Raw genomic sequence first — 25,461 nt, forward strand, 5'->3', positions numbered from 1 at the left:
CATGCAAATCGAGCAGTCCGTATCGCAGCAGATGATTGCGGAAATCGCGCGCGAGGTAGTGGCACGGCTGCGTGAGCAGATCACTCCATCGCCTGCGGCAACAAGCTTCGCCGGGCAGGACGGCGTCTTTGCCACCGTCGATGAAGCGGCCAGCGCCGCATTCGAGGCGCAGAAAAAAGTGGCTGCCATGAGTCTGGAAGATCGTGGCAGAATGATCGACATCATTCGCCGCATCTGCAACGACCGCCGCGAAGAGTTGGGCAAGATGGAGATGGAGGAGACCAAGGTTGGCCGCCTCGATCACAAGATCGCCAAGCTCACCAACATGCGTTTCGTGCTGGGCGTGGAGGCTTTGCAAAGCCAGGCCCGCACCAATCACACCGGCCTCTGTCTGATTGAGCACGCACCCTGGGGGGTCGTCGGCATGATGCTGCCGGTCACGCATTCGGTGCCGACGATGGCCTCGAATGCGATCAACATTCTGGCTGCTGGCAACACAGCGGTCTTCGGTCCGCATCCTTCCGGGCAGAAGGTGGCGCGCTATGCGCTGCAGTTGTGGAACCGCGAGATTGAGCGCGAACTGGGCGTGGCCAATGTGCTCACCACCACTACCAGCGCCAGCATTGAAGCGGCCGAGCAGATCTTCCATCATCCCAAGATTGCATTGCTCTGCTGCACGGGTGGCGCGGCTGTGGCCAAGGCCGCAGCCAAGAGCGGCAAGCGCGTGATCGCAGGAGGTCCGGGCAATCCGCCCGTGGTGGTGGACGAGACGGCCGATCTGGATCATGCGGCCAAGTGCATCATCGAGGGCGCAGCGTTCGATAACAACCTGCTCTGCATTGGCGAAAAGGAAGTCTTCGTGGTGGCCAGCGTGGCCGATGCATTTATTGCCGCCATGCGCCGCGCGGGAGCCTACCAACTGGACTCCGCCGCCATCGATCGGCTTACACAGGCAGCCTTCAGCTTTGATAAACCCGCTGGCGGTTGCGCCCGCGCCCATGTAAAAAAAGATTTCGTCGGCAAGGATGTTGCAGTGCTTGCGGCAGCGGCTGGCGTACAGGCTCCCGCCGGAACCGAGATGCTTTTTGGCGAAACCAGCGAGGACCATGCCTTTGTGCAGGAAGAGCAGATGATGCCTTTTCTGCCGATTGTGCGCATGCCCTGCGTGAACTCCGCCATTGCGGCGGCGGTCCGCGCCGAGCATGGCTATCATCACACCGCCCTCATTCACACGCGCAACGTGGAAACGGCAACGAAGATGGCCCGCGCCATGAACACGACGCTCTTCCTGCACAACGCGGCTTCGCCAGCCTCGCTGGGCGTAGGCGGACCGGGCTACTTTAGCCACACCATTGCAACGCCCACCGGCGAAGGCATCACCACGCCGCTCACCTTTACGCGCGAACGCCAGATGGTGGTGGGCAACGCGCTGCGCATGATCTAGAAGATGCAGCTCTCAGCTTTCAGCCGTCAGCTAAAAACTGAGAGCTGAAAGCCGTTTCCGGAGCACGAACCATGTTTTTAGCCCGCATTGAAGGAACCGTGGTGGCAACCGTCAAGCATCCGACGCTGACGGGCTGCCGGTTTCTGCTGGCGCTGCGGCTGGAACACGACGGCTCTGCTGCGGAAGAACCCATCGTGATTCTCGACTGGATCGGCGCAGGCAAGGGCTCGATTGTGCTGGTTTCCACTGACGGCGACATTGCGCGGCAAAAGCTCGGCAACACTACTCCGGCACGCATGGTGGTGGCGGGCGTGGTGGATCGCGTGCAGGCTCCGGGGCACGGCATTGGAGGTGCGGCATGAGGCTTGCTTATGTGCGTGGACATCTGACGCTGACTCCGGCGATCGACTCCTATCGCGGCCGCCGTCTGGTTGCAATTGAGCCCATCACCATGGAGAATCTGCGCGCCAGGAATGGTCGCGGCGGCGGCAAGGCGCTGATCGCCGTGGATGAACTGGGCGCTGGCATCGGCCAGATTGTCGCCTTCACCGAAGGCCGCGAGGCTGCCAACCCCTTCTGGCCGGAGAATGTGCCGGTCGACGCGTACTGCGCCCTGATCGTCGACGCTATCGACGCATAACCCAAACGTTTTTTATACTCGGCCATTTTCATTCCGAGAGATTTTCATGCGAGGGGACGAAGTGACGAACGAAGCCAAAAGCATTCCTCTGACCAACTGCAAAGTGATCGCGCTACGCGATGTGAACGAGGCCATCGCGGCTGGTGCCACCCGCCTGATTGTTCCTGAGAACTGCGTGATTACGCCCTCGGCCCGCGACCTGATTGAGCAGCGCCACCTCACGCTGGAGCGTTGCGGCTCATGCGAAACGTCCACCACGGCGCTTGCGCCTGCCGTCGCGTCTTCCACTCCAGCACTCGCGCCCGTGGCTGGCGTAGGCGGCTTGCCCGCGCCCAATGCCAGACTCTATAGCACACCCGAAGCCGAAGCCATCAAGCGCGAAATCTGCACGGTTGGCAAGAAGCTGTGGATGCGCGCCTTCGTCGATGGCAATGGCGGCAACATCAGCTATCGCATCGGCCCCAACGAAGTGCTGTGTACGCCTACGCTACTCAGCAAGTTCGATCTGACGCCCGAGGACATTTGCCTGGTGGACCTGAACGGCAACCAGATTGCCGGTCGCCGTCCACGCACCAGCGAGATTCTGATGCACCTTGAGGTCTACAAGCATGTGCCCGAGGCCAAGTCGGTGGTGCATTGCCATCCACCGCATGCCACGGCCTACGCCATCACCGGCAAGGTGCCGCCCAACATGATTATTCCGGAGTTCGAGGTCTTCGTCGGCAAGGTGGCGCTCTCGCCCTACAAAACTCCCGGCACGCCGGAGTTCGCGCAGACTGTGATTCCCTACGTGCGTCAACACAACACGGTACTGCTGGCCAATCATGGCATCCTCTGCTGGGCAGATACCGTGATGCACGCCGAGTGGTACGCCGAGGTGCTCGACACCTACTGCTGGACGCTGATGAATGCCACCCAACTGGGCGTGCCCATCAGCTACATCAGCGAACAGCAGGGCGCTGACCTGCTGGCCCTCAAGAAGAAGCTGGGCCTGCCCGATGCGCGCTTTGATCCCGAGCGCATGAAGGAGTGCCAACTCAGCGATTTGCAAATGCCCAACGCGATTGCCGTCACCCCCGCACCCTGCGACGGCGTGAATATGACGCCACGCGCTGGATCGGCGGCGGAAGTGGAGGGAATCGTCCAGTCCGTAACCGATGCGGTGATGGCAGCCCTCGGCGCAAAGTAGTACGGCACACGGAAGAAACTTGGCTCGCACTGTAAAATCGAATTAGCTTCGATAGACAAGCTTCGACGCACAGGCGCAAACGATGAAAGCAGCAGAACGACAGCTACGAATCCGGCAGATGCTTGAGGCTCGCGATTTCGTCGACATCGAAACCCTTTGCCGCGAGCTCGAAGCTTCGGAGTCCAGCGTGCGTCGCGACCTGGACCTGCTGGAAACGGCCAAGGTTCTGCGCCGCGTCTACGGTGGAGCGGTTTCGCAACAGCAGCAGCCCAAGGTCTTTGAGGCTCCTGCTGAGGCCGTGCATCAGGCCACGGAGAAAGACCGCATCGCCCGCCTAACCGCCAGCCTGATTCACGATGGCCAGACGGTGCTGCTCGACGGTGGTTCGACGGTGGCAGCGGTAGCCCGCGAACTGGCCGTCAAGTCACTGCACATCGTCACCAACTCACTGCCCATTGCCGAGCGGCTGGAGTCGCTGCGCAACATTGAGCTGACGCTGACCGGCGGCTATCTGGACCCACGCCATCGCGTGCTGCTTGGGCCCTTCTGCGAACAGATGCTCTCCGGCATTCGCGCCGATGTGGTCATCATGGGGATTGGCGGCATCAGCGAGGCCGGCTTCACCAACAACAACACACTGGTGGTCGGCAGCGAGCAGAAGATGATTGAAGTAGCGGCCCGCACCATCATCGTGGCGGACCACACCAAGTTCGGCCGCGGCGGCATGATTCCGGTTGCGCCGCTCAGCGCGGCCAGCGTCGTCGTCACCGACAGCGACATCGCCCCCGAGCACGTTGAACTGCTCCGCTCGCAGGGCGTGGAAGTGCTTTTGGCCTAGTTTTGCTGCCTGACTTTCTGCCTGACGCTGCGCTTGCACAAGCAAGGACAGTGCATAGGCAAGACTTTCTGAGCACCGCTCCCTCGAAAAACAAAAACTCCCTGTACTGGCATATTCTATAAGTGCATCTATGGATTCCGGCAGGACTTCCGCCTTCAACTCCGTACAGATCGTCTTTTTGGCCTTTTCGTCCTGCCTCTCAGCCTCCGCTTGAGGCACAATGGGGAGAAGATCATGAGCACACAGACGGAACAGCGCACCCGGACACAGGAACTCGTCAGCCTCGAAAACGAATTTGGAGCCCACAACTACCATCCGCTCGATGTAGTGATTGAGCGTGCCGAGGGTGTGTGGGTCTACGACGTGGACGGCAATCGCTATCTGGATTGCCTGGCTGCCTACTCGGCGGTCAACCAGGGCCACTGCCATCCCCGAATTCTTGCCACCCTGCACGAACAGGCCAGCAAGGTCACGCTGACCTCGCGTGCCTTCCGCAATGAGCAGCTGCCGCTCTTCAGCAAGGAACTGACCGAGTTGACCGGCTTTGAAATGGTGCTGCCGATGAACTCCGGCGCTGAAGCCGTAGAGACCGCGCTGAAGGCCGCGCGCAAGTGGGGCCACAAGGTCAAGGGCATTCCGGAAAATCAGGCCGAGATCATCGTCTGCGCCGGAAACTTCCATGGCCGTACCATCTCCATCATCAGCTTCTCCAGCGACGATCAGTACCGCGACGGCTTCGGCCCTTTCACGCCGGGCTTCAAGATTGTTCCCTACGGCGACATTGAAGCGCTGCGCGAGGCCATCACGCCCAACACCTGCGCTTTCCTGATGGAACCGATTCAGGGCGAGGCGGGCATCGTGATGCCGCCAGCGGGCTTCCTCCAGCAGGCTGCGGAACTCTGTCGCCAGAATCGCGTGCTGCTTGCACTCGATGAGATTCAGTCGGGCCTTGGCCGCACGGGCAAGCTCTTCGCCTATCAGCATGAAGGCATCACGCCCGATGTGCTGATCGTGGGCAAGGCGCTAGCCGGCGGCTTCTATCCGGTTTCCGCCGTGCTGGCCTCGCGCGAGATTCTGGGCGTCTTCCGCCCCGGCGACCACGGCAGCACCTTCGGCGGAAATCCGCTGGGCTGCGCCGTTGCCCGTACCGCACTGCAGGTACTCAAGGACGAGAAGCTGGTGGAGCGCTCGGCGGAACTGGGCGCATACCTGCTCGGCAAGTTGCAGGCGCTCAAGAGTCCGGCCATCAAGGAAGTGCGTGGCCGTGGTTTGTGGATCGGCATTGAGCTGCATGGCCAAGCCCGCCCCTACTGCGAAGCGCTGATGGTCGAGGGGATTCTGTGCAAGGAAACGCATGACCACGTGATCCGCATTGCGCCGCCGCTGGTCATCACCCGCGAAGAGATTGACTGGGCCATGGAACGCATTGCCAAGGTTCTGGCCAAGTGATGCTTTGAAAGGGCACGGATTTATCCGTGCCGAAAGAGAAACAAAAGTGGACCGGCTTTACAGGCTGCGGAAAAACGGTTGAATCCTTGCGGGGGGCAGGAGAGAAACGTCCCTCAGGGGCTAAAGCCCCGTTGATTTTATTGCGTTTATTTGGCACGGCTGAAGCCGTGCCCTTTCAAAACCGAGCCCCAAGAGAGTTTTTCCGCAGCCTGTTTAGCCGCTGAGGGGATTTTTGGGCCTAGCCCACAGAAAATCCCCTCAGCGGCTAAAGCCCTCGTCTTTTGGGCACATTTGCGGCACGACTGAAGTTGTGCCCTTTCAAAGCCCTCCCACCACAATGCGCTGACGGCTGAGAGCTTTCGGCTGAAAGCTGCTTTCTAAAAATGCAGCAGCCCGCGGCGGATGGCGTTGACCACCGCCTGGGTGCGGTCGGCGGCATTCAGGCGCGCTAAAATCACGCTCACGTGGCATTTGACCGTGGCTTCCGTAATGCCCAGCGTCGCGGCAATCTCCTTGTTCGACTGCCCTTTGGCGACGAGCATCAACACCTCACGCTCACGGGCGCTCAAGCTGGAGTCCGGTGTGCGATCCGCCAGCGCCTTGGTCATGGGCGACGGCAGGTAGCGCGATCCGGCATGCACGCGCAGCACGGCATTCACCAGCATCTCCTGTGGCAGGCCCTTGACCAGATAACCGCTGGCTCCGGCCTCCATCGCCTGATGAATGTCCTCGTCACCCTCGTAGGTAGTGAGCACGATAAAACGCGCCTTGGGTGCTTGCATGCGAATGCGGCGAATGGTTTCAACCCCGCCGATGCCGGGCAGGCGCAAATCCATCAGGGTCACGTCGGGCTTCAGATGGGCATGCATTTCAATGGCTTCTTCACCGCTGCCCGCCTGCCCCACGCACTCCATCCCCTTGGACGCGCTGATCAACGCGGCAATGCCCACCCGCATGATGGGGTGGTCGTCGACGATCAAAATGCGAATCGCTTCCATGGTGGGAAGATTATAGCCGGACACTGAAACCACTGTCCGTGCAGCTTCGAGAGTAAGCATGTGCAACCCCCTTCTTCACGGCTCAGGCTTGCAGCCGGGCGCGTGGAATCTCCACGCGAATCATAGTGCCATGGCCGGGCTGGCTGCTGATTTCCACGGTGCCACCAAAGCGTGAAACCCGCTCCCGCATTCCCTGCAAGCCGTAGTGCCCTTCGGCGGTCTGAGCGTTCGCATCAAAGCCACGGCCATCGTCTTCTATGTGCAGTTGCAGATGCGTCGCGGTAAAGCCGAGCAGCGCCGTAATGCGCTGTGGTTCACCATGTAGCACCGCGTTGTAAATGCCCTCGCGCGCCACCATCACCAGCTCATGCACGGCCTGCTGACCCAGCGCAAAGGGCTCGCCCTCCTGCCGGAAGCTGACCTCCATGCCGTACTCGCGGCCCACGCGCTCAGCCATCTGCTGCAGACACTCGTGCAGACTGCTGGGTGCCTGTTCACTGCCGCGCAGATTCCACACCGCCTGCCGGGCCTCATCCATGGTGGAGCGAATCTGCGTGCTGGCGTACTCGATCATGTGCTGGCGGCTTTCCTGATCATCGATTTCGCAAGCCGCCTCCAGCATGGCAGAGACGCTGGCGCAACCCTGAATGAAGGTGTCGTGCATCTCTCGGGCCAGACGCGTGCGCTCAGCCAGCACCGCCTCATAGCGCGCATGCACCTGTCGCATACGCACCTGATAGCTGCCCATGCCGACCAGTCCAGCAATCAGGATGCAAAGACCAATGAACCATGGCGTGCGATAAAAGTAAGGCCGTTTGCGGAGTTCGAGACTGGCGCGCACACTCTGCTCGGGATGTTCGCGCTGCCAGGCCTCCACCAGAAAGGTGTAGTGGCCCGCAGGCAGATTCGTGTAGGTGGCCAGCCGCTGCGTGCTGGCGGCCATGGTCCATTCCTTGTCAAAGCCTTCCAACTTGTAGTGGAACAGCAGATCCTCCTGCGAGCCAAGCATCACGGGCTCCCACGCAATCTCGATGCGCGCCGCTCCGGCAGAAATTTCCAGCGGAGCGTGCTGCGGAGCTGCGCGGCCATCCACCGTAACGCCGCCAATGTTCAGATGCGTGAGCGGCGGAACGTCAAACTCCGTGGGACGAATGCGCCACAGACCGCGATTGGTAGGGAACCACGCCTCGCCATGCGCGATCACCCCCGCCGGTTGCGTGCCACCGTAAAACAGTGTGGGCTTGTCCCCCGCATCGCCGCGATAAAAGCGCACCGAGAGCACCCTGTGCGCGTCGCGGGCCTGCGCATCCAGCTCAGCGCGCTTCAGCAGCATCACGCCCAGCGGTCCGCTTAGCCAGAGGTTGTGCTGCTCATCCTCCAGAATCGAATAGACGCTATTGCTGGCCAGTCCATTGGCCGTGGTGTAGTGCGTCAACAAGCCATCGCGATAACGATACAGACCATTGGTGCGTGTGCCCAGCCACAGGCCGCCATCGGCGTCCTCATGCAGCGCCCAGATTTTCTCTTCCTTCAATGCTTCGGTCACGGCATCTTGCACCGGCTGGCCCTGATGCAGATGCGTGACGCCGCGCTCAGTGCCCACCCAAATGTCGCCGGTGCGGTCTTCCAGAATGGAGCGCGTGCTGAAGTAGACCAATCCGTTGCGCGTGGTCAGATTATGAAAGCTCGCGCCATTGAAGTGGGCCACGCCTTCGTCCAGACCAATCCAGAGCGAGCCATCACGAGCCTCGATCATGCACCGCACAAAGTTGTTCGGCAGTCCCTGCTGCATGGTGTAATGCGCCGTGCCCGCGTGGGAAATACGATAGAGTCCGCTGCCGTCGGTGCCAATCCAGAGCGAGCCATCGCGAGCGCGCAAAAGATTACGCACACGTGCATCGCCAAGCCCCGGAAGATGCGAGGAAACGGCCTGCCCATCCTGTACATGCACTAGCTGATTCGATGCGGCCCACAAGCTGCCGTCCGCATCGAGCGAGACCGTGCCGAAGTCGGAGTCCGCGGCCTGCGGCAGCGAGAGCACCTGCACGGGCGTGCGATTGAGCCGCGCCATGCCCACCTGCGTGCCCACCCAAAGGTTGTGCGTCTCATCCTGAAAGATGCTGAGGATGGTGTTGCTGACCTGTGGCGAAGGCGCATCCAGATGCACCACGCTGCTTACCTGCGCATCGAAGCGAATGCGGAAGATTCCCTGCCCAATGGCCCCCGCCCACAGTTCACCGCCAGAAACCGAACAGAGCGTGCGAATGGTTCCCCACACGCCAGCTACGCGCTCAAAACGATCCCTGCCCGGACGCAGACGATGCAGACCGCTCACCGTGCCCACCCAGATGGAGCCGTCTTCCGTTTCAAGGATTGACTTCACGCGGTTCTGGCTGTCGGTACCGTCCAAAGCAAACTCGCGCGGCTGACTGTTGATGATGGCGTAGAGCTTGGGCGCACCCGCCCAGATGCGACCCCGACGGTCTTCGAGCACGGCATGAAAAGCATTCGACGGCATGGACGGACGATTGTCGATGCGCTCCAGCTTTGCACCGTTCTTGCGGAAGAGTCCGTTGTCGGTGGCCACCCAGAGCGAGCCGCTGCGGTCTTCGTAGAGCGAGCGGATGAAGCCATCCGTCAAACCATCGGCGGCAGAGTACTGGCGAAAGAACCCCTTGCGCATCTCCACCAGACCGCCGCCTTCGGTGCCAATCCAGAGCGTTCCATCCCTGCCGGCCAGCAGGCAAAACACACTGTTCTCGCGCATCTGCGGCGTGTTCTCGCGGGCGAACAGAACAAAGCGTTCGCCGTCGAAGCGCGCCAGCCCTTCGCTGGTGCCAATCCACAAGTAGCCATCGGGCGTCTGCGCAAAAGCCTGCACGGTTTCGCCGGGCAGACCGTTCTGCGGCTGCCAGGAGTGCGCCGTATAGTTCCACTCGTCGGCCGTGCGGGCACTGCTCGTCTGCGCCCGCACAGGCGCAACCACCAACCATGCGGCCAGCAGCAACAGCACGCACTTCAGCACTAGCGTTCTGCCTGCACAGGTCATTTTTGACTTCCTGTTTTGCTTCCTGCCGTGGGATCAAATACCGTGAGCGCGGGCAGCGCATTGTGCTGATCGTCAAACAGGGCGCGGCCGGCAATGGGACTGGGCGCAACGGCCGGCTCCCACCAGAAAACTCCCTGACCAAGTCCATCGGGCACGGCACGCACCGCATCGTAAACCGCCTGCAAAAATGCGCGCTGCCCTTCAGGGCTTTCCGGGAACTCCGACTTCTTGCCGATGAAGTCCCCCGGCGTCCAGTTAAAGGCCGTCTCCACCACGATGATCGGATGATGATAGCGCAAGGCCAGATCGTGCAGATTGCCGCGCAACTTGTGCGTATCGCCGTGCCAGAAGGGATAGTAAGAAAGGCCAATTACATCGAAGGGGACGTGACGCGCGATCAGATTGTCATAGAACCAAACCGCCGCGTCATAGTCGCCCGAGCGTTCAATGTGAATCATGATGCGCGGATGCGGCAGAACGCCACGGCCCGCATCCACACCGGTGATGCCCGCCTTGAGCAGGTCGGCTAAGTTATCCCAGTTATCGGGCAACTTGCCATCGGGCCACAGCATGCCGTGGGTGATTTCATTGCCTACCTGCACCATCTGCGGCATCACACCGGCCTGCGCGAAGGCTGCAATCGTGTCACGTGTGTAATTGAAGACCTGCTGAGTAAGCTGCTTGTGCTTGAGCTTGGACCAGGCGGCAGGCGTGAACTGCTTTTCCGGGTCGGCCCATGTGTCGGAGTAATGCAGATCGAGCAGCAGATGAAAGCCCTGCGATTGCGCACGCTTCGCCAGCGCAATCGTATAGTTCAGATCGTTGGGCAGCTTGTCGGGGTTCGATGCGGGATCAACGAAGACGCGCAGCCGCACCCAGTTGTAATGATGCTCATGCAGGATCGAGAGCACGTCGCGGGTCTGACCATCTTCCTTGAAGGCGATGCCCTGCTGCTCGGCGCTGGCCAGGAAGGAAAGATCCGCGCCCACCGCAAACTGTTGCGCATGCGCCTGAATTGTGAAACCTAGCAACAACAATCCAGCCAGATAAAACCGACCCAGCTTTCGCATCGCATCTCCCTCAGGTACTAAAGCCCTGCTTATTTTATGGCAGGAATGGCGTAGCTTAATCTCTCCAGAAAAAACGGCAACGAAGGCCCATACCTTCGTTGCCGGACAGAGCAGGTTCAGGATTCATCCTACCCCCTTGAGAGACTCGTTTAGAAGTAGAACTTGGCGGCCAGTGAAATTTCGCGGTGGCCGGTCTTGTTGTCCACTGAACCGGACTTGAGATTATCGGAAATCCCACTCGTGCTCTCGGCCGATCCATCCGTATTGAAGCCCATGTACATGTTCGTATCGTCAGGAATGAACTCGTTCCATGCGTGATTGAACAGGTTGAAGGCTTCGCCGCGAATCTCGATCTTCTTTTCGCCCTTGAGCGCGAAGGTCTTGAAGACGCCGATGGAATCGTTGATGGAAGCCGGTCCGTGAATGTAGGGCAGGCGGTAGACGCCGTTCGACAAACGCGTGGGACCAGCAAAGCAGGCGGGGTTGAAGTACTGGTCGCGCTTGAGCCCCTTGCGCGGATCGCAGGTCAGCTTGGGCACGGCCACTTCGTCCGGAGTGCCGTCGGCAAAGTCGGAATAGTTACCCGGCCCATAGATGCCGATGGTGTTCTGGTTGACGGCGTATTCACTGCCGAAGTTATTGCTGATGGGGCCGCCGGTCATGGCCTGGAAGAGGCCGGAGACGTGCCAGCCATTAGTGGCCAGATTGACTACCTTGTGGTTGCCCAGATACTTCGTGCCGAAGTCCGGCAGGTTTAGGTAATAACTAAAGCTGACGATCTGCGAGCGATCAAAAGGCGCGGGACCATATTGGCGGCGCATGTTGAAGGCGTCTTCGGCGTTGTAGGCCATCGTCTTGCCAAAAGTGTAACTGCCCCAGTAATTGAGCCAGCCCTTCTGGCGCGTCACGGTCAACTGCAGCGCGTTGTAGTTCGAGTTCAGGTTGTGGTAGTGAACGCTGATGTCGCCATACTGCCAGTACTTGCGCAGGCCGTCATAGTTGTCATACCAGGTGCCGTAGTAAGCGCCGTTTTCCGCACCTTCCGGCACGGCATTCTTCACACCATAGCCCACCAAATTGTGGCTGGAGTTACCCACATAGTTGACCTCAACTTTATTGGCTCCCCAGAACTGATGCGAAACCGCCAGGTTCCACGAGTAAGTTACCGGCGACTTATTGTCGGTGGGGTTGGCCGTGCCGTAAACCGTGGCCACCAACTTCGAGTAGTCGAGCGATGAAATGCCGCTGAGCGTGTAGTCACTGCCTGAAGTCCAGCTGCTGACCACCTTGAAGTTGGGCGGAGCCATGACGCCGCTGAATGCGTTGTTGCCCGGATCAGGATAGTAGTTGGCGCCAAAGCCGCCCCGCACCACAGTACGCCCGTCGCCCTGCAGATCGTATGCAAAGCCCACGCCCGGCGCATACTGAAAGCCCAGCGGTTTGGAACCCGAGTAAGGCACGCCTGCAGTGGTTGCATGCGACTGCAAGCCACTGTAGTCCGTGTACGCGGCCGTTGAACTGTAGGCCGCAGGGTTGAAGACCGCGATGTGGCCGCCGCGCTCATACCACCAGCCCAGATGATTCAGACGCAAACCGTAGTTGACCGTCAGGCGCGGCGTCACCTTCCATGTATCCTGCGCGAACAGGTCAAAGCGCTTCAGCGCCATGTCGGCCTTGATGTTGCCGCTCGACTGGCTGTAGTACGAGGTATAGCCGAGCAGAAGATCAGCCCAGTCGTTGCCACTCACCGTGGCATAGTTCTCGCTATCCACGCTGCCGTTGTCGTTTCCGGTGGTCTGCAGGTTGTAACGGTCGTACTGCGCAAACCCACCAAAGCGGATCAGGTGCGCGCGGTACAGATAGGTGAAGCCATCGTTGAATGCGTAGGCATTCTGCGCCTGCAGATAGGGCGGTGCCTCGCCCCCGGCCAGATACAAACCACCCAACTGCTGCTCAAAGCTGACGTTCGGAATCAGGCCGCTGGCGGACTTGAAGAGGTCGGCATAGGGATAGTTGAGCGCCGTCATTGACACCGCGCTCAGATTGCCCAGATCCGTCTTGAGCGTGAAGCGCGTATAGGAAAGTGAAGCCTCATTCGTCAGCCGTGAACTGAGCACACTGGTCATGTTCAGATTGATCGAGTTCGAGGCATTCTTCTCGGTCTGTGTGGCAGGATACGGAACCTTGTTCCAGGTGTTCCATGGACCGTAGGGCTGAGGCACGCTCTCGTTCTCGTGGTTGTAGCGCATCGAGAAGTGCGTCTTGTCGCTGTAGGCGTAATCCAGCTTCATAATCTCCTGATTACGCGGCTCGCTCACGATGAAGTCGGTAATCAGGTTGTAGCCACCGTGGGCCGCAGGGTCCGCGTTGGGCAGCGGCATGGCATTCAGCAGCTTCTGGCCGCCGGAATCGATCAGGCTGCTGTTGATCTGGCCCCAGTTGCCGGCCGAATCATTGCTGCAATAGTTCCAGAATGCCTTGCCATTCAGCGTATTGCTGGTGTTGCAGGGGTTGGTGGCACCCGGCCAGCCCAGCCAGTCATTGGCCTGGTTGGAAAGCGCGCTCAGGTAAGTGGCGTCGCCAAAGTCACCCTTGCGCATGGCCGCCGTGGGCACCTGCGATTTGCGCGGCGTCAGATCCACATGCTGCTGCGAAAGCTCGGTGGCGGCAAAGAAGAAGAGCTTGTCTTTCAGCTTGCCCGTGCCGGGAATGGCCGCCGGTCCGCCAATCTGTACTGCGGGATAAAAGAGCGAGGTCTGCGGAGCGGGCAGGGCTTCCGACTTCTGCTGCCAGTCGCTGGCATTCAGGTAGTGGCTGCGGGCCGTCAGCTCGGCCAAGCCGTGAAAATCGCGGCCGCCCGACTTTGTCTGCGCTGAAACCACGATAGGACCGTTCGGCTCAGTCACCGAATAGGCCGCCGACTCCACCTTCAATTCCGAAATCATGTCCACGTTGGGCGTCACAGCCGCCGCGCCCGCCGTATTCACATCACTGACCGCCGCGCCATCGCTCACCAGAGAAACCTGATCAAAGCGGTTGCCGTTCACCGTATATGAGCTGGAGTTCTGCGTAAATCCTGCCGAGCTGCTGTTATAGGAACCGTTGAAGTTGCCCGTATTACCCGAGCCAGGGATAAGTCCCAACAGCTCGATGGCGCTGCGGCCTTCGATATTCATATTGTGCAACTGCGTATCGCTGACGGTGTAGCTAACCTCACCGCTGGTGGTGGGCGTCATCTCATCGTTGGAGGCCGTCACTACAATCGAGCTACTGGTGCCAGCCACTTCCAGGGCTATACCCTTCAGCTCAATCTGATCATTGATGTGCAGCGCCAGAGCTTTGCGCAACAGGCCGTTGAAGCCTGCCGCCGAAACTTTTACGTCATAGACGGCCACCGGCACACCTACCAGCGAAAACATGCCGCGTTCGTCACTGGTGGTGGTGCGAACCACGCCCGAAGCCTCATCGGTCAACTCAATGCTGGCCTGGGGAATCACGGCTCCGGTCTTGTCGGTTACAGTACCGGTCAACGTGGCGGCATTGCTCTGCGCATGGCTTACCGTGGCGCAGACCAGCAGCAGCAGAAACGCCGCACCGGCGAGGATTCCGCGCATAGTCCACGGGATTCGATTTGTATTCATCTGACTCTCCAAAAAGGACTGACTATCTTTTGTGCCCAGGACGCCTGCACGGGCTGTTGCTTTACAGCACTTTCCCTGTTGAAAGGGAACAGGATCAATCTTCCGGGGCTTTCATCCTACGCATCGCATCCTAATGCTTCAAAATAAAAGCGCGAATCCGACCAAAGTCGGATTCGCGCTAAAAAACTTCAAAAGGCTGCAAAATTCGAATAAAACGCACACAGAATCCTTCCAGGGCAGGCTCCCATTGCGGAAGATTTTGCCCTTTGAAAATATCTATCTCCCTGCCGCATTCAGTTGTAACTCGTATTCCGGCACCAGCTCAATCCCCTGCAGTGCAACCGCCTGTCCCTTGCCGTCATACGCGATGGGCCGGGGCGTTTCAAAGTAGACCGGCGCATCCTGGCGCAAGGGAAGAATGCTGAGCCGCAGCCCGTCGAGCATGCCCGCCGCAGCGTAACGCTTCAGGCCAATCTGCCAGTCCAGACCGTTAAAGAAGTCATCGTCCAGCAGATGGCCCTTGCGATCCAGCCGCGCCACATCGCCCTGATAGCGGATCTGCAGAAAAAGATCGCTGAGGCCATCCAGCGCGTTCTTCGGCAGGCTAATGCCCCACTCCGCCGCCTGCGGCAGATCACCCGCTTCTGGAGCCTGCGCCACGCCATGCGCGCGCCAACTGGGCGGCGGGGCCAGCGGCACCGGAGCGGCAATCCCGGCAGCTTTGAGCGCCGTCACTTGCAGCGTCGGCCTGCGTTCCGCTGCCGTGACCGTATAGCCACCATCGCCAGCAGAAAGCAGCGGCAAACTGGCAGCAGGCGTATGCGCCGGAGCAGGCAGCAACGCAAAGGCAAAACGCGGCCCACCCAGCGCGTGCAGACGCACGTTGCCATCCTCGCCCACCACCACATCCTGCGCGCTTACCAGCAGGCGCTCACGGCCCTCTGTGCGCACCTTCCAGGCCTGCTCTGCTTCGTCGGCCGTCAGCAGCAGAATGCGTGTATGCTGGCCGTTCTTCGCGGTCAAATCGATGGCCGCGCCTGCGCCCGCCAGCATGCCACGCACAAAACGCACGCCCGCTTCCGTCTCCACCGTGCCGCTGGTGGCATGAATCGCCGCCACATCCGCGGCCTTGAAGGCAAACTCCGGAGCCACGCCACGCACGGCGGCAAAAACGTACTCCGCGCGATCATTCAGGCGCGTAAAAGGCTGGGCCGTGCTGTAGACCAGATCCACGCCGCCCACCGGCTGATGGATGGGCCAGATGAAGTACGCGCCGGAAGGAAGATCGACCGGCTTGGCCGGAATGCGCAGCAGGCCCGAGGGCAGTTTGACCTCAAACTGCATCTGCGGCCACGCCGGTTGCGGATAGTTGCGCACGTAGTTATTGAAGAAGAGAAAGCCCTGATCGTCCCGCGTACGCACGGCTGCGCGCGGCACACTGAAGTCGGCTGTGCTGGCGGGTTGCTCAGCGGGCGCATGCACTACCATGGGCGCAAGATCCCCGCCAAAGCTGTTCAGGAAGTACTGATAGAGCTTCATTCTGCCGAGTGAGGCTCGCTCCTGCCCGTACTCGCCCAGCGGAGCCTGAAAGTCATAGCCCTTGATGGGCAAATCATTCGGGTAGCCGGTGGCCTGCGACTCCTGCAAGGTCGTCCGCTGCCCATTGGGATTCTGCCCACCCTGAAACATGTAGGTACCGTACAGATTCACGCCCGAACCCAGCATGACGGGAAACATCGCGCCAATATCATCCGGCTGAATCACCGGACGGCGATGATAGGTATCTTCGATGCCGCCACCGATTTCGGCCGTCAGATAAGGCAGCGGCTGGCTGGCGGAGTTGTCGGCATGCGGTCCATCCTTGGCTCCGATTGCGCCCATGTTCACGGCCACGCGGCTATGAAAGCGGAAGGCGTAGACCTCTGCGGGAGGCAGTTTCTCAATCGACCCGTCCCACGGCGCATCGGGGTAGCCGCCGCCGTAGACGGGGATCACCGCGCGTTCCGGCACCACGGCATGATCCCAGCCGGTCACAAAGTAATACGGCACACGAAGGCCACTCTCAATGGCCATCTTCTTGAGCGTGAGAATATGCTCTGCGCCCGCGCCCGCGCCGCGTTTGGCGTACTCGTTCTCAATCTGAACCGCAATCACCGGACCACCATCCTGCCACATCAAGCCTTGAAGCTGATGGCCAATCTCGTCATAAAAACGGCTGACCGAGGCAAGATATTTGGGATCGTTTTGGCGCGTGAGTCCCTGCTTGAGCACCCAGTCGGGCAGACCGCCGTTGCGGGCTTCAGCATGCGCCCACGGGCCGATGCGCGGCTCCAGCAGCAGGCCATGCTTGGCGCAGAGTTCAGCAAAAGCACGCAGATCGCGCTGCCCACTCCAGTCAAACTGGCCTTCAATCTCTTCATGGTGAATCCAGATCACGTAGGTGGCCACAATGTTCACACCCGCGGCCTTCATCTTCAGCAGTTCCTCTTCCCACTGCGCCCGCGGCACACGCGAAAAGTGAAACTCGCCCATCACCGGCAGCCACGGTTTGCCGTCACGCAGCAATACGCGACTGTTCAAACCGGCAACGCCACTGGGACCAGCATTGAACTGCAGATCGTAACGCGCCGCAACGGGCTCGGCCCAGGGCTGGCTGGCGTCCAGATGAATCACCGTCGCAGATTGCGCCGGGCAGATTGCCGTGAGCAGCAGCGCTCCCTGCGCCAGCAGAAGTATGGTCCGTCTTGCCTTCAAAAAAGATGCGAGGAATGCACGCATAAAAAATGGCTCCCAGCAGCCGTCAATTTCACCACAAGGCCACACCCAAGTTAGAAAACTTCCAGTGCGGCTTACCACGCGAATTCTACGCGGGCCCAACAGGCCGCGAATCCGTCCAAAGTCGTAACGCCTGCAGGAATTTTCTCCCCACCCGGCAAGAACGATCCATTGGGCGCAGACTTTTTCCACCCTGCGCACCATGCGCTGACGGCTGAAAGCTGACATCTGTTCCTGCGGGGTATCAAGATGTACACGCATCAAGCTCTCCATATGCCCTGCCGCAGGGCCTGCCTAGACTTGAATCTGGATGGCCAGCATCGCTCCAACCCCGACTTCAAGCTACCGCGGACGGCTTGCGCCCTCGCCCACCGGCTATTTGCACGTGGGCCATGCGCGCACCTTCTGGGCGGCCTGGCAACGCAGCCGCGAAGCCGGCGGCTCGCTGGTCATGCGCATGGAGGATCTGGACCCGGAACGCTGCAAGAGCGTCTATGCCGAAGCCGCACTCGAAGATCTGCGCTGGCTGGGCATGCGCTGGATCGAGGGCCCGGATCGCGGCGGTCCCTTCGGCCCCTACGTGCAGAGCAAGCGTCAAAGCCACTATCTGGCTGCATGGCGCAAGCTGATGCGCCTGGACACTCTGTTTGCCTGCCGTTGCTCGCGCAAGGATCTGGCTGCCGCCCTGGCCGCGCCCCATGAAAGCTCCGCTCACAGCGACAAGAACGAACCCCTCGACGATGAGCCGGTCTACCCTGGAACCTGTCGCCACCGGATTGGCCACCTGCCCCAACTACCCGGCGCCAACAACCTCGACGACGATGACGAAAAACCCGACGGCATGAACTGGCGCTTCCGTGTACCCGACGGCGAAGTCATCGAATTCATCGACGCCAATCTCGGTCCGCAGCGCTTTGTTGCCGGCAAAGACTTTGGCGACTTTCTTGTCTGGCGGCGGGATGGCGTGCCCAGCTACCAACTGGCCTGCGTCGTCGATGATGCCGCCATGAAAATTACCGAAGTGGTGCGTGGAGCCGATCTGCTCAAATCCACCGCGCGGCAGATTCTTCTCTATCGCGCCCTGGGCCTGCAGCCGCCCAGCTTCTACCACTGCCGTCTGGTGGTGGACCACAATGGCCGCCGCCTGGCCAAACGCCACGACGCACTCAGCCTGCGCACCCTGCGCCAGCAGGGCCTGACGCCCATGAACATCCTGTCGGCCGAACTGCCGACCGAGGCGTAAAGCAGCTATCCGCTATCAATTCATCCTGCTTTTTGCTCTCTGCACTCTGCAAAAAAAGGGGGCCCGAGTTAGATTCACTCAGGCCCGTAGCGATCCTCGGGAGGCTAACGCGCTGGAGGCGTTATAGGAGGATCAACTGGATTGAACCTGCGCGCCAGTTCCGGCGTGGACTCGACGTCGGCGGCCGGGGGATTCACGGCCTTCTCGACTTCAGCGCCGAAAACATAGCTGGGTCCAAACATATTGCTGGTAAACAGCACCATCTTCTTGTCCGGCGTGAAGCGCACGTTCGGCTCCTCGCGGTAGTAGTGGTGGCTCATGTTCACCAGATGCTCGCTGCGGAAGGCCCCCGGCTGCCAGAAGTCGGGACCATTCAGCGTATCGCCGCTGCTCTGGAAGAGCGTGGGATGGAAGAGCTCGATCCACTCGCCGTCAGGCGCTTTGGCCACCTGACCGGGATCGCCGCCATCGCCTGCGAACAGGTCCAGATCCTTGGTCAGATTGAAGTGAATCGACCAGTCATTGCGCTGCATGTGATACGCGGTACGCTGGCCGGTCTTGAGGTTGTAACCCGCCAGAAAGAAGTCCTCGCCGCGCGGATACTGCCAGTCGTACCAGATCGTTTCGCCATCCAGACCCCAGAACTCATGCCCTGCAATCTCCATGGCCATGGTGCGTTTGTGAATGAGCGTGTTGTGCGTGCCATCGGTGTGGATCATCCAGATGCGATCCACCTTGTGCCACGGACCTTCATGGCAATACATCAGCAGCTCAGGATCAGTGGGCGAAAACAGCAGGTGGTTGACCCAGTCGGTGGAGTGCAGCAGAACCTTCTGTTCACCCACCTTTTCGCCCTGCGGCCCCGGCTCCAGCCGGATTGTGAACAGCACTAGCGGCAGACGCGCAGCCAGACGGTGCTCCATCATCTCGCCCTTGCCCATCGGCTGAAAGTGCGGCCCCTGCAGAGCGCTGCCCTGACGATTGTCGGGCGCTGCATCTTTCGGCGGCGCAGGCGGCTGGCCAAACTCTCTGCCCCCGGCGTCGCCCTCAACGTAGGTTCCAGCCGCCAGCGTCTCGTCGGCGTTGATGCTCACCACCATGTGCCTGTCCGGCAGCTCCACCAGCTTGCGAATCGCCCCGGTGTGCGTGTCGGCCTTGTAAACCGCCATTCGATGCGTGGCCGGATCCGTCTGCGTGTAGAAGATGCTGGGCGTCTTGTAGCCCGCCACCAGCACATGCACGCCGTGCTCCCATGGATTGCCACCCTCTGTGCGCGGCGGATTGGCCACCAGCAGCTTGGTCGCATGCGTGGCCATTTCCATCACGTGAATGCCGTCCGGTGCGGTATAGACCATCTGACTGCCGTCGGGCGTATAGGCGTTGATGTTGAAGTAAAAGGCTCCGGAATTGGGCTCGTCACTGAGCCGCCAGACGCGATGACCGGTATCCTTATCGACCCAACTACGGGGCGGGGCAGGACTGTTTACGGCAGTCTGCGCCATGCAGCCGGCAGCCACCGAGAGAAACGCACAGGCAACAAAATTACGAAAGAACATCAAAAAACTCCTTACCGCGCAGCCGCGCCTGACGAAGATGCAGGCTTTCAGAAGGAGAAAAATGCTTCTCCAGTCGGCAGAAGTTTTATACACCACCGGCAACTCAAAAGGGAAATAATTCTTTCTTAGAAACTTTCAACCCGCGAGCCCGTGCGTGCGGCCACTCTCCGCCTTCCGCACGGGCAAGATAAATCATTTTAGAAAAGCAATTTACTCGCGCGCTATAAAAATCTGATTTTCTTCCCGAAAGAAGAACCGGCTCACCGCGTCCGTAGAAACGTTCCGCTCTGCAGATCGTGCATGGCCTCCTGCAACTCCGCCTGCGTGTTCATCACGATGGGACCGCGCCAGGCTACAGGCTCTTCGAGCGGTTTGCCACTGACCAGGAGAAAGCGCACGCCCTCAGGACCGGCCTGCACCACAATCTCATCCCCCCGATCAAAGAGCACCAGGGAATGGTTGTTGGCATCGTAGATTGGCGTAGCTGCCGGATCGCTGGCGGACTCCGTCAGCACCGCTTTTGGTGCAGAAGCATCGCGGAAGCTGCCCGCCCCGGCAAAGACGTAGGCAAAGGCGTTGCGCTCCACTTCCACCCGAATGCGGCGGCTGCGGCCCGGCGGCACGCTGATGTCCAGATAGCGCGGGTCAGCAGCCACGCCCTCCACTGGACCGCGTTGGCCCCAGAACTCGCCGCAGATCACGCGGGCGCGGGTGCCGTCGTCCTCCGTCACCTCAGGGATGGCGCTGGCGGCAATGTCCTGATAGCGCGGATTGGTCATCTTGAGCGAGGCGGGCAGATTCGCCCAGAGCTGAAAGCCATGCATGCGACCCTGAGCATCGCCGGTAGGCATTTCCTGATGCAGAATGCCGCTGCCCGCAGTCATCCACTGCACGTCGCCCGCACCCATTTTGCCGTGGTTGCCCAGACTGTCGCCATGGGCCACCTCGCCCGCCAGCACATAGGTGATGGTTTCGATGCCGCGATGCGGGTGCCAGGGAAAACCGGCAATGTAATCCGAGGGATGATCGCCACGGAAGTCGTCGAAGAGCAGAAAGGGGTCAAAGTCGGCGGTTCTGCCAAAGCCGAAGGCACGTTTCAGGTGCACGCCTGCTCCTTCCAGTGTGGGCTGGGCAAGCGAGATCTGACGGACAGCGCGTAGAGACATGGGGAAACCTCCTGGGCGTACACAAATTGGATTCAGGAAGGAGCATTTGGGAGCAAGGACTGATTTTCTGCACTGGAATGCATGCAAAAAAGGGCGCATCCCGAAGGACGCGCCCTTTTGAACTGCAACCCGGAGAAGAACTACCGCTTCTTCGAGTTCGTGGCCGGCTGGCTCTTGCCAGAGTTGGCAGCCTGGTCCATAATGCCCTTGATCTCAACAGCATAGGTGCCCGCAGGCTGCAGCTGCAGGTACTTGTTGTACGCATCCACGCAATCCTGCGGAAGAACGATCTTGCCGCTTTTGGGATCGACAGTGGAGTTGGCAATCAGGCCCTGGCCCTTGATGTAGTACAGGATGGCCTGGCTGGGATCGAGCTTCAGAGCCTCGTCGGCAGCAACCACCTGGGCCGGGCCGTTCTTCTCCTGGAAGAAGATGATGGCCTCATTGCGCAGGTGCAGGGCAGCCTTGGTCGGATCGGCCTTGGCGGCCGCGTCAAAGGCGGCATTGGCCTCGGGCACCTTGCCCTGGCGGGCGTAAACTTCGCCCAGACCGGCATTGGAAACGCCAATGACTTCAGGATTCGGCTTCTTGGCGGTCGTCGCCAGCTCCACCGACTTCTTGTAAGCCTCTTCCGCCTCGGAGTACTTCTTCAGTCCGAGCTGGCCACGGCCCAGATCGGTCCACAGAATGGACTCGTCCGGCTTGGCGGCGGTGTCCTTGGTCATCAGTTCGACGATCTCGGTGTACTTGGCCGTGCGAATCTCTTCGGCCTTGGCCTCGATGGCGCTGCGGGTAGCGCCTGCGCCCAGCTGCTGCGCGGCCGTATTGCGGGCGGCTTCGCCGTCCTTGATGTCCTGATTGACCGTCTTCAGATCAGAATTCAGGGCATTGATGACCTTGTTGCTTTCCAGCGCCTTGGCGTTGGTCTTCTTCAGGTCTTCCAGCTGCTTCTGCTCTTCGGCCGAAAGGGTCTTGATGTACTCGGGACGGGACATATCGATGTCCTGCGCCAGATCCTGATCGACCACAATCTTGATACCGCGGATCGAGTCCACCATCTTGCCGGCCGGTGTGTCGGCGGCGCGATACAGAAGCATGTAAGTGCCGGGAGCTGCTTCACCGGCAAAATCTCCCTGCGCGCTCACGGGGAAGGTGTACTTTAGCGTGGCGCCGCCGTCCGAGCTCAGGCTGACGGTGCCGCTGGACTGCGGTTGACCGGTCGGGTTGATGGCCTTGCCATGGATCTTGCCCACCGGGCCGGTAGGCGTCTGCGCCAGCGCGGGCATGAGCGCAAAAGCCATCAGGCCGAGCAAGAGTGCGAAAGTCCGTTTCATATTCTTCTCCTTGGGAGCGGCGCAAGCAATGCTGCCCACGCGCTCAATCGTCGAAATTTTCCTGCCACTGCCTGAGGCGCACCTCGGGACCAGCGTCAAAACCTTTGTGGAAGTTCGCATTCTCAGCGAAACCACGGCCTCTAGAGCAACATCCGGAAAGGTAGCCCCATAGAATTCGTGCAAGGTTGCCGCTCCCTGTTGGTCACGGCAACTGTAGGCCTGCGGCTTCAGGGTATAGCATCCCGGATTTTGCTAGAGTGCTTCCGCTTTCCATTCTTGCTGCCTCTGCGGCGTGAAACTACCGCAGTACAAACTCAGACCGGAACACAATTTTTCCCAGCAGAACCCAAGTTAAATCCAAGCTGCCGCCACGCACAAGATTAGACTAAGCACTCAGCCTTCGGATACACCGAAAGCGGAGCCGAAACCTGCCGTGCTCAAACCTCTGTGCCGGAAAGCCGCGTTCCCCCTTGCCTGCGGGATCGATTGCGCTTCCGGACAAAAAATCACAGCCCCTATGGTAGTGCGGCCTGAATACGACGGGGTGTGGCCTGTATCACACCCTAAAATATGTCCTATGGGGATTTCTCTACGCAAGGCCATTGTGACCGATCTGGAGCGCGACGGCTTCACTCCGCACCTGCTTTTTGAGCCTCTGATGGCCGCATATGACGGCAAACCGACCGCCCCGCTGGCAACAAACAAGGAGAAAACCCGATGAAGATTCGCGTAATTGGTGGTGGACTGGCTGGCTCAGAGGCCGCGCTGACCGCAGCCCGCCTCGGCTGTGAAGTTGAACTTTATGAGCTGCGCGCCACAATCGACGGCCAGCCCCGCCTGACCCCGGCACACCAGACCACCGACTTTGCCGAGCTGGTCTGCTCCAACTCGCTCAAAAGTGAGTCGGAAAATACCGCCCCCTGGCTGCTCAAGCAGGAGATGCGTCACGCCGCTTCCGTGCTGCTCAAGTACGCCGACCAGACGGCAGTCCCGGCAGGCCACGCGCTGGCCGTGGACCGCGTGGAGTTTTCGCGGCTGATCAATGAAGCCATCGCCGCCGAGCCGAAGATCAAGGTAATCCGCGAGGAAGTCACAAAACTGGAGCTGGGCGCGAGCGACGCGCAGTGCACCGTACTGGCCAGCGGCCCGCTCACCAGCGAAGCACTCTCCCAGGATCTGGCCCAACTGACCAGCTCCGACCATTTGGCCTTTTACGATTCCATTGCCCCCGTCGTCGAAGCCGACTCCATCAACATGGAGCGCGTCTACTTTGCCGCCCGCTGGGACAAAGGCGGAGCCGACTACATCAACTGCCCGATGAGCCGCGAGGAGTACGACGTCTTTTATGAAGCCCTGATCACGGCCGAAGCCGCCGAGACCAAGGACTGGGAGAAGGCCGAGTACTTCGAGGGCTGCCTTCCCATTGAGATTCTGGCCCGCCGTGGCCGCGACACACTGCGCTTTGGCCCCATGAAGCCGGTCGGCCTGCGCGATCCGCGCACCGGCAAAACGCCCTGGGCCGTGGTGCAACTGCGCAAGGAGAATCTGCGCGCCGACAGCTACAACCTGGTCGGCTTCCAGAACCACCTGAAGTTCGGCGATCAGGGCCGGGTTCTACGCCTGATTCCCGGCTTGGAAGACGCCAAATTCATCCGCTTCGGCCAGATCCATCGCAACACCTACATCTGCGCCCCGGCTGTGATCGACGGCGTGCTGCGCTTCAAGAACCAGCCCTCGCTGCTGGTGGCCGGCCAGCTCTCCGGCGTGGAAGGCTACACGGAATCGATCGCCACCGGGCAGCTGGCCGCCATCTACGCAGCCCAGATCGCCCGCGGCATTGAGCCGGTTCCCGTGCCCCGCCTGAGCGCCATCGGCTCCCTGGTGCACTACATTACCCACGCCGAAGTGAAGCACTTCCAGCCAGCCAACATCACCTTCGACCTGATTGAGCCGCTCGAAGAGGAACTGCGCAAGAAGATCCGCGACAAGAAAGAGCGCCACCGCATCCAGTGCGAGCGGGCTCTGACCGCCTTCGACGCATGGTGGGCGGAAACCCGGGCCCGGCTGGAGCGGTAAAAGCAGCTGTCTGCTGTCAGCCTTCAGCTCATCGTGCAGAACGCTGGCGCATCGGTCTGGGTTCAGCTACGCCGAAGGCAGACAGCCCCACCGCAGGTGGTTAGTTGGCAGATGGCTCCTGTGCGCTGTCGATGACTAGGATTGTTACCGGAGCCTTGGCCGGCGTCAGTTTCAAGCCAAGCCCGTGCAGCGAAGAGTCTATAGCTGACGTCACGTCCTCGACTGTGCTCTTAGTCTCAGGATCGTTGGCCGCCTGCTGGTAGCGGAAGTCGAAGTTCCAGCTCATCCCGGTCTTGTCGAGGACGGGCCGCTGAAAATATGTACCCAGCTTCTCGGCCAGCGCCGGCATGTTGATGTTGGTCGCGGCAATGCCCGTAGAATTCGTCACCGCGCCTCCTTCCAGGCCGCCAAACCAGGCTGGAGCATTTGGGTCCTCCGGCTTGTCCAGCTTCAAATCCCCCTTGCCGCGCTCCAGCAAATAGACCGGCGCGTCTTTCTGCTCCACGCGGTACTTCAGATGGAAGCGCTCCAGAAGCAGGGCCAGCAGCATCTGCCGCTGTTCGTTGCTGAGCGGCTCACGGATGCTGGCAACCTTCCGTTTGGCCGACGGCGAATCCTCCGGCGCTTTGGCATCGACGTTCACAAACTCGCGGTCGATCCAGTCCGGTCCACCCTTCACCTGAAAATCCTGCACATTGCAAGCAATCATCAGCAGGGTGCGCACCGTCATGTGCCCGGCATAGATTCGTCCACCCCCAAAGTTCATCACCCCGGCCAGCCCGCCATGCGGATTGAAGGGCTTGATGGTGGCCACCTCGAACTGTGGCAGCTTCTGTGCCGCGCCAGCAGTGTTTTCGCAAAGCTGGGCCCGGGCCACTCCACTCCAGACGAATAGCATGCCGAATGCGGCTAAATTACCGAACACTTTTGCTCTCCAGCCAATCCTCACGGTAAGCCTCTTTCTTTCCTGCGCACTTCGCCTTTATTGTGCTT

General features: G+C 60.3%; 18 protein-coding genes. 9 read left to right on the forward strand and 9 right to left on the reverse strand.

Going from position 1 to position 25,461, the window contains the following annotated elements:
* Window position 1: 1 nt before the first annotated feature.
* From ACOBR2_RS19695 to rocD, 6 genes are all read left to right on the forward strand, one after another.
* Window positions 2–1,444, forward strand: a complete 1,443-nt coding sequence (locus ACOBR2_RS19695; RefSeq protein WP_420237787.1) for an aldehyde dehydrogenase — start codon at window positions 2–4, stop codon at window positions 1,442–1,444.
* Window positions 1,445–1,515: 71 nt separating this feature from the next.
* Complete coding sequence (locus tag ACOBR2_RS19700) at window positions 1,516–1,806, forward strand: EutN/CcmL family microcompartment protein (RefSeq protein ID WP_420237788.1); 291 nt, start codon at window positions 1,516–1,518, stop codon at window positions 1,804–1,806.
* Complete coding sequence (locus ACOBR2_RS19705) at window positions 1,803–2,084, forward strand: EutN/CcmL family microcompartment protein (protein WP_420237789.1); 282 nt, start codon at window positions 1,803–1,805, stop codon at window positions 2,082–2,084. The genes ACOBR2_RS19700 and ACOBR2_RS19705 overlap by 4 nt, the downstream gene beginning before the upstream one ends.
* Window positions 2,085–2,145: 61 nt before the next feature.
* Window positions 2,146–3,273: a class II aldolase/adducin family protein gene (locus tag ACOBR2_RS19710; protein ID WP_420237790.1), complete on the forward strand. Its 1,128-nt coding sequence runs from the start codon at window positions 2,146–2,148 to the stop codon at window positions 3,271–3,273.
* Between the two features lie 82 nt (window positions 3,274–3,355).
* Window positions 3,356–4,111 carry a DeoR/GlpR family DNA-binding transcription regulator gene (locus ACOBR2_RS19715; RefSeq protein WP_420237791.1) on the forward strand — a complete coding sequence of 252 codons (756 nt, stop codon included), beginning with the start codon at window positions 3,356–3,358 and terminating at the stop codon, window positions 4,109–4,111.
* A 234-nt stretch (window positions 4,112–4,345) separates the two neighbouring features.
* Window positions 4,346–5,560 (forward strand): ornithine--oxo-acid transaminase, encoded by a 1,215-nt coding sequence (rocD, locus tag ACOBR2_RS19720; RefSeq protein ID WP_420237792.1) that lies wholly within the window; start codon window positions 4,346–4,348, stop codon window positions 5,558–5,560.
* Between the two features lie 377 nt (window positions 5,561–5,937).
* On the opposite strand, the gene ACOBR2_RS19725 is transcribed toward rocD, so the two are convergent.
* The 5 genes from ACOBR2_RS19725 to ACOBR2_RS19745 form a co-directional block, all read right to left on the reverse strand.
* Window positions 5,938–6,618: a response regulator gene (locus tag ACOBR2_RS19725; RefSeq protein WP_420237793.1), complete on the reverse strand. Its 681-nt coding sequence runs from the start codon at window positions 6,616–6,618 to the stop codon at window positions 5,938–5,940.
* Window positions 6,619–6,640: 22 nt separating this feature from the next.
* Window positions 6,641–9,607 (reverse strand): sensor histidine kinase, encoded by a 2,967-nt coding sequence (locus ACOBR2_RS19730; RefSeq protein WP_420237794.1) that lies wholly within the window; start codon window positions 9,605–9,607, stop codon window positions 6,641–6,643.
* Entirely contained in the window at window positions 9,604–10,677 is a 1,074-nt protein-coding gene (locus ACOBR2_RS19735) for a glycoside hydrolase family 53 protein (RefSeq protein ID WP_420237795.1), read from the reverse strand. Before ACOBR2_RS19735 ends, ACOBR2_RS19730 begins: the two co-directional genes overlap by 4 nt.
* Window positions 10,678–10,826: 149 nt before the next feature.
* Window positions 10,827–14,318 (reverse strand): carboxypeptidase regulatory-like domain-containing protein, encoded by a 3,492-nt coding sequence (locus ACOBR2_RS19740; protein ID WP_420237796.1) that lies wholly within the window; start codon window positions 14,316–14,318, stop codon window positions 10,827–10,829.
* Window positions 14,319–14,594: 276 nt separating this feature from the next.
* A complete protein-coding gene (locus tag ACOBR2_RS19745; protein WP_420237797.1) occupies window positions 14,595–17,096 on the reverse strand; it encodes a beta-galactosidase in 2,502 nt (833 codons plus the stop codon).
* Window positions 17,097–17,403: 307 nt separating this feature from the next.
* Here ACOBR2_RS19745 and gluQRS point away from each other — a divergent pair, with 307 nt between their 5' ends.
* Window positions 17,404–18,336, forward strand: coding sequence for a tRNA glutamyl-Q(34) synthetase GluQRS (gene gluQRS / locus ACOBR2_RS19750; RefSeq protein WP_420237798.1), 933 nt, complete (start codon window positions 17,404–17,406; stop codon window positions 18,334–18,336).
* A 104-nt stretch (window positions 18,337–18,440) separates the two neighbouring features.
* Here gluQRS and ACOBR2_RS19755 read toward each other — a convergent pair whose 3' ends face one another.
* The 3 genes from ACOBR2_RS19755 to ACOBR2_RS19765 form a co-directional block, all read right to left on the reverse strand.
* Window positions 18,441–19,892: an oligogalacturonate lyase family protein gene (locus ACOBR2_RS19755; protein ID WP_420237799.1), complete on the reverse strand. Its 1,452-nt coding sequence runs from the start codon at window positions 19,890–19,892 to the stop codon at window positions 18,441–18,443.
* A 260-nt stretch (window positions 19,893–20,152) separates the two neighbouring features.
* Window positions 20,153–21,058: a pirin family protein gene (locus ACOBR2_RS19760; RefSeq protein ID WP_420237800.1), complete on the reverse strand. Its 906-nt coding sequence runs from the start codon at window positions 21,056–21,058 to the stop codon at window positions 20,153–20,155.
* 140 nt (window positions 21,059–21,198) lie between these two features.
* Window positions 21,199–22,392, reverse strand: coding sequence for a hypothetical protein (locus ACOBR2_RS19765; RefSeq protein WP_420237801.1), 1,194 nt, complete (start codon window positions 22,390–22,392; stop codon window positions 21,199–21,201).
* Window positions 22,393–22,969: 577 nt separating this feature from the next.
* Here ACOBR2_RS19765 and ACOBR2_RS19770 point away from each other — a divergent pair.
* On the forward strand, window positions 22,970–23,113 hold the full coding sequence (locus ACOBR2_RS19770) for a hypothetical protein (RefSeq protein WP_420237802.1): 144 nt from the start codon (window positions 22,970–22,972) through the stop codon (window positions 23,111–23,113).
* Window positions 23,110–24,468: a methylenetetrahydrofolate--tRNA-(uracil(54)-C(5))-methyltransferase (FADH(2)-oxidizing) TrmFO gene (trmFO, locus tag ACOBR2_RS19775; RefSeq protein WP_420237803.1), complete on the forward strand. Its 1,359-nt coding sequence runs from the start codon at window positions 23,110–23,112 to the stop codon at window positions 24,466–24,468. The genes ACOBR2_RS19770 and trmFO overlap by 4 nt, the downstream gene beginning before the upstream one ends.
* Before the next feature lie 100 nt (window positions 24,469–24,568).
* Here the strand turns inward: trmFO and ACOBR2_RS19780 are convergent, their stop codons facing one another.
* Window positions 24,569–25,393, reverse strand: coding sequence for a TIGR03435 family protein (locus ACOBR2_RS19780; RefSeq protein WP_420237804.1), 825 nt, complete (start codon window positions 25,391–25,393; stop codon window positions 24,569–24,571).
* Window positions 25,394–25,461 lie beyond the last annotated feature (68 nt).

The organism is Telmatobacter bradus, assembly GCF_048629425.1.
Taxonomy (GTDB): Bacteria; Acidobacteriota; Terriglobia; order Terriglobales; family Acidobacteriaceae; genus Telmatobacter; species Telmatobacter bradus.

Bases quoted from the DNA above. Each gene is read 5' to 3' on its own strand.
- ACOBR2_RS19695 (WP_420237787.1), top strand. From the start codon at position 2: ATGCAAATCGAGCAGTCCGTATCGCAGCAGATGATTGCGGAAATCGCG.
- ACOBR2_RS19700 (WP_420237788.1), top strand. From the start codon at position 1,516: ATGTTTTTAGCCCGCATTGAAGGAACCGTGGTGGCAACCGTCAAGCAT.
- ACOBR2_RS19705 (WP_420237789.1), top strand. From the start codon at position 1,803: ATGAGGCTTGCTTATGTGCGTGGACATCTGACGCTGACTCCGGCGATC.
- ACOBR2_RS19715 (WP_420237791.1), top strand. From the start codon at position 3,356: ATGAAAGCAGCAGAACGACAGCTACGAATCCGGCAGATGCTTGAGGCT.
- rocD (WP_420237792.1), top strand. From the start codon at position 4,346: ATGAGCACACAGACGGAACAGCGCACCCGGACACAGGAACTCGTCAGC.
- ACOBR2_RS19725 (WP_420237793.1), bottom strand. From the start codon at position 6,618: ATGCTTACTCTCGAAGCTGCACGGACAGTGGTTTCAGTGTCCGGCTAT.
- ACOBR2_RS19730 (WP_420237794.1), bottom strand. From the start codon at position 9,607: ATGACCTGTGCAGGCAGAACGCTAGTGCTGAAGTGCGTGCTGTTGCTG.
- ACOBR2_RS19735 (WP_420237795.1), bottom strand. From the start codon at position 10,677: ATGCGAAAGCTGGGTCGGTTTTATCTGGCTGGATTGTTGTTGCTAGGT.
- ACOBR2_RS19740 (WP_420237796.1), bottom strand. From the start codon at position 14,318: ATGAATACAAATCGAATCCCGTGGACTATGCGCGGAATCCTCGCCGGT.
- ACOBR2_RS19745 (WP_420237797.1), bottom strand. From the start codon at position 17,096: ATGCGTGCATTCCTCGCATCTTTTTTGAAGGCAAGACGGACCATACTT.
- gluQRS (WP_420237798.1), top strand. From the start codon at position 17,404: ATGGCCAGCATCGCTCCAACCCCGACTTCAAGCTACCGCGGACGGCTT.
- ACOBR2_RS19755 (WP_420237799.1), bottom strand. From the start codon at position 19,892: ATGTTCTTTCGTAATTTTGTTGCCTGTGCGTTTCTCTCGGTGGCTGCC.
- ACOBR2_RS19760 (WP_420237800.1), bottom strand. From the start codon at position 21,058: ATGTCTCTACGCGCTGTCCGTCAGATCTCGCTTGCCCAGCCCACACTG.
- ACOBR2_RS19765 (WP_420237801.1), bottom strand. From the start codon at position 22,392: ATGAAACGGACTTTCGCACTCTTGCTCGGCCTGATGGCTTTTGCGCTC.
- ACOBR2_RS19770 (WP_420237802.1), top strand. From the start codon at position 22,970: ATGGGGATTTCTCTACGCAAGGCCATTGTGACCGATCTGGAGCGCGAC.
- trmFO (WP_420237803.1), top strand. From the start codon at position 23,110: ATGAAGATTCGCGTAATTGGTGGTGGACTGGCTGGCTCAGAGGCCGCG.